A 6,945-nucleotide genomic window follows, 5' to 3' on the forward strand; every position below is an offset into this window, starting at 1 on the left:
ACTCGGGGACGAGCGATGGGGGCGCGGGCGCACTCGAAGCCCTCGGGGCCCGCATTCTCGATCGCGATGGCGCGCCTGTGGCTGCGGGCGGTCGGCACCTCCGGGACGCGGTGCACCTCGATCTGTCAGGCCTCCATCCGCGCATCGGCGAAGTCGAGATCGTGCTCGCGTGTAACATCCACAACGTGCTGTGCGGTCCGCGCGGCGTCGCCAGGGTGTTCGGACCGCAGAAGGGGGCGACACCGGAGCAGGTGGAGCAGTTGGCCGAGGCGCTCGACATCTGGGCTGCTCTCCTCGAGGAGCAGAGCCCGTTCGGTGCCGCGATGGATGTGCGCACCGGCGGAGGCACTGGCGCATCGGGCGGTCTCGGGGCCGGGCTGGCCGCAGTGCTCGGCGCCCGCCTCGCTCCGCGCTTCGAGGTGCTGCTGGACAGCGACCTGCTGCCGGAGCCGATCGACGGATTGATGGCCATGGCCGACCTGGTCATCACGGCGGAAGGCGCCATCGACTTCCAGACTCCGCGCGGAAAGGTGCCGGCCGAGATCGCCATGCGCGCCCGCGTCGCCGGCGTCCCCGTGCTCGGAATCGCCGGGTCTCTGGGCGTCGGTGCTCCGACCGTGCACGACATCGGCATCGACGCGATCGCCTCGATCCTCACCGTGCCGATGCCCCTCGAGCAGGCGGTGGAGCAGGGCGAGGCGCTGCTGCGAGACGCCGCGGAGCGCAGCATGCGGATGGTCCTGCTCGGATCGGCGATGTCGGCGCGGGCCGCCTGAAGCGTGCCCGAGCGCCGGCTGCGGGCCTGACGCACGGCGCGGCCTCGGTAGGATCGAGGGGTGGCAGTGAACCAAGATCTGGTCGGCCGGGAGTTCCCGCCGACGGCCCCGTACCTCGTCGGCCGGGAGAAGGTGCGCGAGTTCGCTCGTGCCGTCTTCGCCGACGCCCCGCAGCACACCGACGTCGAGGCGGCCCGCGCAGCCGGCTTCTCCGACGTCGTGGCGCCGCCGACGTTCGCGATGGTCATCCAAGACCTCACGCTTCAGCAGCTGCTGGGTCAGGAGGACTCCGGCATCGCGCTCGAGCGCACCATCCACGCAGAGCAGCGCTTCACCTACACGCGCCCGATCGTCGCAGGAGATGAGCTCACCGCCCAGCTGCGGGTCACCGGCATCCGCATGATGGGCGGGAACGCGATGATCACCAGCGAGGCCGAGATCACCGACCCGGCGGGAGCCCACGTCGTGACCGCCACCAGCGTGCTGCTCGTCGGAGCCGAGCCGAGCGCCGAGGAAGAGGGGGCCGCCTGATGGGCTACACCGTCGGAGACGTGGTCGCCGAGCGCACCGTGCACCTCACCCGCGAATCGCTCGTCCGCTACGCGGGAGCATCCGGGGACTTCAACCCCATCCACTACCGCGACGACGTGGCGGCCTCTGTCGGGCTCCCCGGCGTGCTCGCGCACGGCATGCTCACGATGGGCATCGCCTCGTCGGTGGTCGTCGCCGCACTCTCACCGGAGACGCGCATCCTCGATTACGGGGTGCGCTTCACCAAGCCCGTCGTGGTCGACCCGGTCGAGGGCGCCGATGTCACCGTCGTGGCCACCGTCGGCGCTGTCGACGAGGAGGTCGCCCGCATCGACCTCAAGGTCACGTTCGGCGACACCACCGTGCTCGTCAAGGCGCAGTTGCGCGTCGCCGTCTGATGAGGACGGTCTGATGCGGGAGATCGAGGCGGTCCGGCTCGCGGAGCTGACCACACTGCGCACGGGCGCGGCGCCGGAGCGGATGTTCGAGGCGACGACGACTTCCGGACTGGTCGACGCTCTGCGCGAGACCTGGGCGCGGGGCGACGAGTGGTTCGTCCTCGGTGGCGGATCCAATCTCTTCGTGGGCGACGAGCCGTTCGAGGGCACGGTCATCCGCGTGCGCACCGAGGGCATCGACGAGCTGCCGTCCCCCCACGCGGGTCGCATCCGTCTGCGTGCGCAGGCCGGACACGGCTGGGACGACTTCGTCGCGTACGCCGTCGCGCACGGCTACGCGGGTCTCGAGGCGATGAGCGGGATCCCCGGTACCGTCGGCGCGGCCCCCGTGCAGAACATCGGCGCTTACGGCCAGGAGATCCAGGAGACGCTGGTCGAGGTCGAGCTGATCGACGAAGCGACCGGCGAGGTCTCGACCGTTCCCGCCGCGGAACTCGGGCTGGGCTTCCGCACCTCGGTGCTCAAGCATCACCACGGCAGCGTGCCGCTGCGCCGTGCCGTGATCCTCTCGGTGACGGTCGACCTGCTGGTCGCCGGTGAGCGCGTGGTGCGCGGCGAGCAGCTGCGTCGGGCGCTCGGCCTCACGGACGACACCCCGGTTCCGCTGGGCTGGGTGCGGGAGCGCATCCTGGCGACTCGGGCATCGAAGGGCATGCTGCTCGATGCGGACGACCCGGACACCCACGGTGTCGGCTCGTTCTTCCAGAACGCGATCGTGACGGCGACCGTGGCCGCAGCGCTGCCGCCGGAATGCCCGCGCTGGCCGGTCGCCCCCGACCTCGATGCCGTGACGGTCATCCCGCTCGCGTCCTACGACGGGCAGGTGCCGCTGTCGAAGCCGGCCGCCGTCTCCGACGTCAAGGTGAGCGCGGCGTGGCTCATCGAGCAGGCAGGCATCCGCAAGGGGTTCAAGCTGCCGCACTCCCGCGCATCCGTGTCGACGAAGCACGCGCTCGCTCTGACCAACCGAGGTGGCGCGACCGCTGGTGAGGTCGCCGAGCTCGCGCGGTTCATCCAGAGCAGGGTGCACGCCGAGTTCGGTCTCGTGCTGCAGCCGGAGCCCGTTCTCGTCGGCGTCGAGCTCTAGAGCGTCGAGGGGTAGGGCACGTCGTCGGTCGCGGCTACACTCGCGGCATGAGCGGACTGATCCCGTACCTGTTGTTCCCCGGCAACGCCGCAGAGGCGCTCGGTCACTATCGATCGGTGTTCGGCGGTGAGCTCCAGCTGCTCGACTATGCCACGGCAGGACGCCACGACGGTCCGGGCGACGCGGTCGCGCACGGACAGCTGAGCGGGCCGGTCGAGGTCGCCGGGGCGGATGCGGGTGCGGATGACGACGCGGTGCAGATGAGCGGCATGTTCCTCTCGCTCCTCGGCACAGCGGATGCCCTGACCCTCACCGACTGGTACGACAAGCTGGCGGCAGACGGACGAGTCATCGACGCGCTGCAGAAGCGTCCGTGGGGAGACTTCGACGGCACGCTCGTCGACCGCTACGGCGTCCGCTGGCTGATCGGCTTCCACCCCGAGGACTGAGGTGTGTCCCTGCCGAAGTAGGGACGAGACGACGGCAGGAAGATCAACACGACCGCCGTGGTGGTGAGGACGAGGGCCGCGAGGCCGACCGGGAACTCCCAGGTCGTGCCCGTTGCCGCAGGGACGTAGAGCGCGAAGGGGAGCGGGAACAGCACGGTCGCGTATCGGGCCCACGACTTTCCTCTTGTGACGAGCACGGTGATGGTCGCGTAGACGACCACCGGTACGAAGGGGAGCACACTGAGCAACGCTCGCCACTCTCCTCCCCAGTACCAGAGGAAGGGGGCGACCAAGAGCGAGGCGAAGAAGATCAACACGGTCACGGTGATCAGGATGGCGAAGGCCACCCGCAGACTCACAGGCATCCCCTCACCCTCCACTTCGTCCCCCTCCATCCCCACACCTCCAGTATCCCCCCTCACCCCTCACCCCTCACCCGCGTCGAGACCCATCGTCGACGCCGAGACCCACTCCCGCAAGCGACTGCAGGAGTGGGTCTCGGCGAGTGCAATGGGTCTCGACGGGGGTGCCGGGGGCGTGGCGCGACTCAGGCGAACAGACGCTGCAGGCGCTGGACGCCCTCGAGCAGCTGGTCGTCGCCCAGTGCGTACGACATGCGGATGTAACCGGAGGGGCCGAAGGCCTCACCGGGCACGACGGCCACCTCGGCCTGGTCGAGGATGAGGTCGGCGAGCTCGAGCGAGGTGGTCGGCGTCACACCGCCCCAGGTGCGACCGAGCAGACCCTGCACGTCGGGGTACACGTAGAACGCGCCCAGCGGGTTCGGCACCACGAGGCCGTCGATCTTCGACAGCTCGGAGACGATGACCTGGCGGCGGCGGTCGAAGGCCTGTCGCATCTGCTCGGCCTCGTCCTGCGGACCGGTGAGGGCGGCGATCGCAGCCTTCTGAGCGACGTTGTTCACGTTGCTGGTGAGGTGCGACTGCAGGTTGCCCGCGACCTTGATGGCGTCGGCCGGACCGACCATCCAGCCCACGCGCCAGCCGGTCATGGCGTAGGTCTTCGCGACGCCGTTGACCAGGATCGTCTGACCGGCGACCTCGGGGACGGCTTCGACGATCGAGGTGGCCTTGACACCCTCGTATGTGAGGTTCTGGTAGATCTCGTCGCTGATGATCCAGATGCCGTGCTCGAGCGCCCACTCGCCGATGGCCTTCGTCTCCTCGGCGGTGTAGACGGAGCCCGTGGGGTTCGACGGCGAGACGAACACGAGCGCGGTGGTGCGGGCGGTACGTGCGGCCTCGAGCTGCTCGACCGTGACCTTGTACTCCTGGTCGGCGCCGGCGAAGACCTCGACCGGAGTTCCGTCGGCGAGACGGATGGCCTCGGGGTAGGTGGTCCAGTACGGCGCGGGCAGCAGCACCTCGTCGCCCGGGTTCACGACCGCCTGGAACGCCTGGTATACCGACTGCTTGCCGCCGTTGGTGACGATCACCTGGCTGGGGGAGACCTCGAGTCCGGAGTCGCGCAGGGTCTTCGCCGCGATCGCCTCGCGCAGGGCAGGAAGACCCGGAGCCGGCGTGTACCGGTAGCTCGCGGGGTCGGCCAGGGCCTTGGCTGCCGCATCCACGATGAACTGCGGCGTCGCGAAGTCGGGCTCGCCGGCGGCGTAGGAGATGACGTCCTTGCCTTCGGCCTTGAGGGCCTTGGCCTTGGCGTCGACCTTGAGGGTCGCGGACTCGGCGATGGCGGACAGTTTGCGGGAGAGAGGAGCGCGTTCGGTCACGATTACGAGCGTACTCGGGTCGATGCGACGGGAGAGGTGTGGGATGCCGCCAAGATCCGGAGTTCTTTCGGGTGCGGAAGGTCAGCCGGCGACGAGACCGTGCGCCTGCGCGACGGCCGGAAGCGTGATGCGTCCGCCCTGCACGTTGAGCCCCTTCGCGAGCGCTGCGTCCTCAGCCGCCGCACGCTCCCAGCCCTTGCCTGCGATCGCCGAGACGTAGGGGAGGGTCGCGTTGGTCAGGGCGCGGGTCGCGGTCTCGGGAACCGCGCCAGGCATGTTCGCGACGCAGTAGTAAATCGAGTCGTGCACGGCGAACGTGGGGTCGTCGTGGGTGGTCGGGCGCGACCCCTCGAAGCATCCGCCCTGGTCGATCGCGATGTCGACGAGCACCGAGCCCGGCTTCATCGCGGCGACCATGTCGTCGGTCACCAGCTTGGGAGCGGCGGCACCCGGGATCAGCACGGACCCGATCACGAGGTCGGCGCTCTTCAACTCCTCGGCGATGTCGTAGCGGCTCGATGCGCGGGTCTCGAGAGCGCCGCCGTAGCGGTGCTCGAGCTCACGCAGGCGCGGCAGGGAGACGTCGATCACGGTGACCTTCGAGCCGAGTCCGAGTGCGTTCGCCGCGGCGTGCTCGCCCGCGACGCCGCCACCGATGACGACGGTCTTGGCACGCGGCGTGCCGGCGATGCCACCGAGCAGCATTCCGCGTCCGCCCTGCGACCGCAGCAGTGAGTACGAGCCCATGGTGACGGAGAGGCGTCCCGCGATCTCGCTCATCGGCACCAGAAGGGGCAGGCTGCGGTCGGGAAGCTGCACGGTCTCATAGGCCACGGCTGTGGTTCCCGCGTCGACGAGGGCGGTGGTCAGAGCGCGGTCGGCGGCGAGGTGAAGGTAGGTGAAGAGGGTGAGGTCGTCGCGCAGGAAGCCGTACTCCTGAGTGATCGGCTCCTTGACCTTGATGACCAGATCGGCCTCGCCCCACGCGTCGGCTGCGGTCGCCACGATGTCGGCGCCGGCCGCGCGGTAGTCGTCGTCGGTGATGCGCGAGCCGAGCCCTGCGCCGGACTGCACGAGTACCTGGTGGCCCTCGCGCACCAGGCGGTCGGCGCCGGCGGGGGTTAGGGAGACGCGGTTCTCGTTGTTCTTGACCTCGGTGGGGACGCCGATCTTCATTGATCCTCCAGGGTTCGATGCGGTGCGGCACTCAGGATCGCAGAAACATCGACAGAACAACAGAATCCGTGAAGATGATTCGCTCTGCGCACGGATCCTGAATAATGCTTCGTATGGAGACGACATCGGAGGCCCCGGAGCCGAATACCGTTCGGGCGCCGGCGCTCGATGCGGTCGACGCGAAGATCGTGCAGCTGCTCACGGCGGACGGCCGCATGACCAACGCCGAACTCGCCGGACGACTCGGCGTCGCCCCTTCGACGGCGCACACCCGCCTGCGCGCCCTGGTGGACCGCGGGGTGATCACGGGGTTCCACGCGAGTGTGGACGAGCGGATGCTGGGTGCCGGGCTGCAGGCTGTGATCGGCGTGACCCTGCGGCCGAGCGGACGGAGGGAGAGCATCGTCGAGTTCGCGGATCGCGTGCGGGTGCTGCCCCAGGTCATCCAGGTGTTCTTCCTGGGTGGAGACGACGACTTCCTCTTGCACATCGCCGTCGCGGACTCATCCGAGATGCGCGAGTTCGTGCTGGAGCACCTCTCGGCGCAGAGCAGCGTCGCCTCCACCCGCACGAGCATCGTGTTCGACTATCACCGCAACTCGGTGGCCGCGTCCTTCCGCTGAGGTGCCGGAGCGTTCTCGTCAGGCGCCGTAGGAGGCGGGCAGGGCGCAGTAGTCCGCGAACCGCCGCTTCGGATGTGCCGGGTCGGAGACGTCGACGA

Annotated in this window: 9 protein-coding genes; 6 read left to right on the plus strand and 3 right to left on the minus strand. The window is 69.3% G+C overall.

Translation table 11 applies throughout. The annotated features are described in order from the left end of the window. The 5 genes from DSP71_RS10870 to DSP71_RS10890 all read left to right on the plus strand — a co-directional run. Nucleotides 1-776, plus strand: a 776-nt coding sequence (locus DSP71_RS10870; protein WP_147251295.1) for a glycerate kinase, incomplete at its 5' end; no start/stop codon positions are given. A 60-nt stretch (nucleotides 777-836) separates the two neighbouring features. After that, a complete protein-coding gene (locus DSP71_RS10875) occupies nucleotides 837-1,307 on the plus strand; it encodes a MaoC family dehydratase N-terminal domain-containing protein (RefSeq protein ID WP_061018537.1) in 471 nt (156 codons plus the stop codon). Continuing rightward, nucleotides 1,307-1,705: a MaoC/PaaZ C-terminal domain-containing protein gene (locus tag DSP71_RS10880; RefSeq protein ID WP_058632592.1), complete on the plus strand. Its 399-nt coding sequence runs from the start codon at nucleotides 1,307-1,309 to the stop codon at nucleotides 1,703-1,705. The genes DSP71_RS10875 and DSP71_RS10880 overlap by 1 nt, the downstream gene beginning before the upstream one ends. A 13-nt stretch (nucleotides 1,706-1,718) precedes the next feature. Next, nucleotides 1,719-2,852, plus strand: a complete 1,134-nt coding sequence (locus tag DSP71_RS10885) for a UDP-N-acetylmuramate dehydrogenase (RefSeq protein WP_058632593.1) — start codon at nucleotides 1,719-1,721, stop codon at nucleotides 2,850-2,852. Nucleotides 2,853-2,899: 47 nt separating this feature from the next. Beyond that, nucleotides 2,900-3,301 carry a VOC family protein gene (locus tag DSP71_RS10890; protein WP_058632594.1) on the plus strand — a complete coding sequence of 134 codons (402 nt, stop codon included), beginning with the start codon at nucleotides 2,900-2,902 and terminating at the stop codon, nucleotides 3,299-3,301. On the opposite strand, the gene DSP71_RS10895 is transcribed toward DSP71_RS10890, so the two are convergent. The 3 genes from DSP71_RS10895 to ald form a co-directional block, all read right to left on the minus strand. Beyond that, the gene (locus DSP71_RS10895; RefSeq protein ID WP_147251296.1) at nucleotides 3,259-3,666 is read right to left on the minus strand and encodes a hypothetical protein; all 408 of its coding nucleotides are present in this window, start codon (nucleotides 3,664-3,666) and stop codon (nucleotides 3,259-3,261) included. The two genes, DSP71_RS10890 and DSP71_RS10895, sit on opposite strands and share 43 nt — an antisense overlap. Before the next feature lie 182 nt (nucleotides 3,667-3,848). Next, entirely contained in the window at nucleotides 3,849-5,048 is a 1,200-nt protein-coding gene (locus DSP71_RS10900; protein WP_113681099.1) for a pyridoxal phosphate-dependent aminotransferase, read from the minus strand. 81 nt (nucleotides 5,049-5,129) lie between these two features. Beyond that, nucleotides 5,130-6,224, minus strand: a complete 1,095-nt coding sequence (gene ald, locus DSP71_RS10905) for an alanine dehydrogenase (protein WP_113681100.1) — start codon at nucleotides 6,222-6,224, stop codon at nucleotides 5,130-5,132. 104 nt (nucleotides 6,225-6,328) lie between these two features. On the opposite strand from ald, the gene DSP71_RS10910 reads away from it, so the two are divergent. Further along, nucleotides 6,329-6,847 carry an Lrp/AsnC family transcriptional regulator gene (locus DSP71_RS10910; RefSeq protein ID WP_082682732.1) on the plus strand — a complete coding sequence of 173 codons (519 nt, stop codon included), beginning with the start codon at nucleotides 6,329-6,331 and terminating at the stop codon, nucleotides 6,845-6,847. Nucleotides 6,848-6,945: the final 98 nt, after the last annotated feature.

Origin of the sequence: Microbacterium sp. H6 (assembly GCF_003314775.1) — a bacterium.
Lineage (GTDB): Bacteria > Actinomycetota > Actinomycetes > Actinomycetales > Microbacteriaceae > Microbacterium > Microbacterium oxydans.

Bases quoted from the DNA above. Each gene is read 5' to 3' on its own strand.
- DSP71_RS10880 (WP_058632592.1), top strand. From the start codon at position 1,307: ATGGGCTACACCGTCGGAGACGTGGTCGCCGAGCGCACCGTGCACCTC.
- DSP71_RS10885 (WP_058632593.1), top strand. From the start codon at position 1,719: ATGCGGGAGATCGAGGCGGTCCGGCTCGCGGAGCTGACCACACTGCGC.
- DSP71_RS10890 (WP_058632594.1), top strand. From the start codon at position 2,900: ATGAGCGGACTGATCCCGTACCTGTTGTTCCCCGGCAACGCCGCAGAG.
- DSP71_RS10895 (WP_147251296.1), bottom strand. From the start codon at position 3,666: ATGCCTGTGAGTCTGCGGGTGGCCTTCGCCATCCTGATCACCGTGACC.
- ald (WP_113681100.1), bottom strand. From the start codon at position 6,224: ATGAAGATCGGCGTCCCCACCGAGGTCAAGAACAACGAGAACCGCGTC.
- DSP71_RS10910 (WP_082682732.1), top strand. From the start codon at position 6,329: ATGCTTCGTATGGAGACGACATCGGAGGCCCCGGAGCCGAATACCGTT.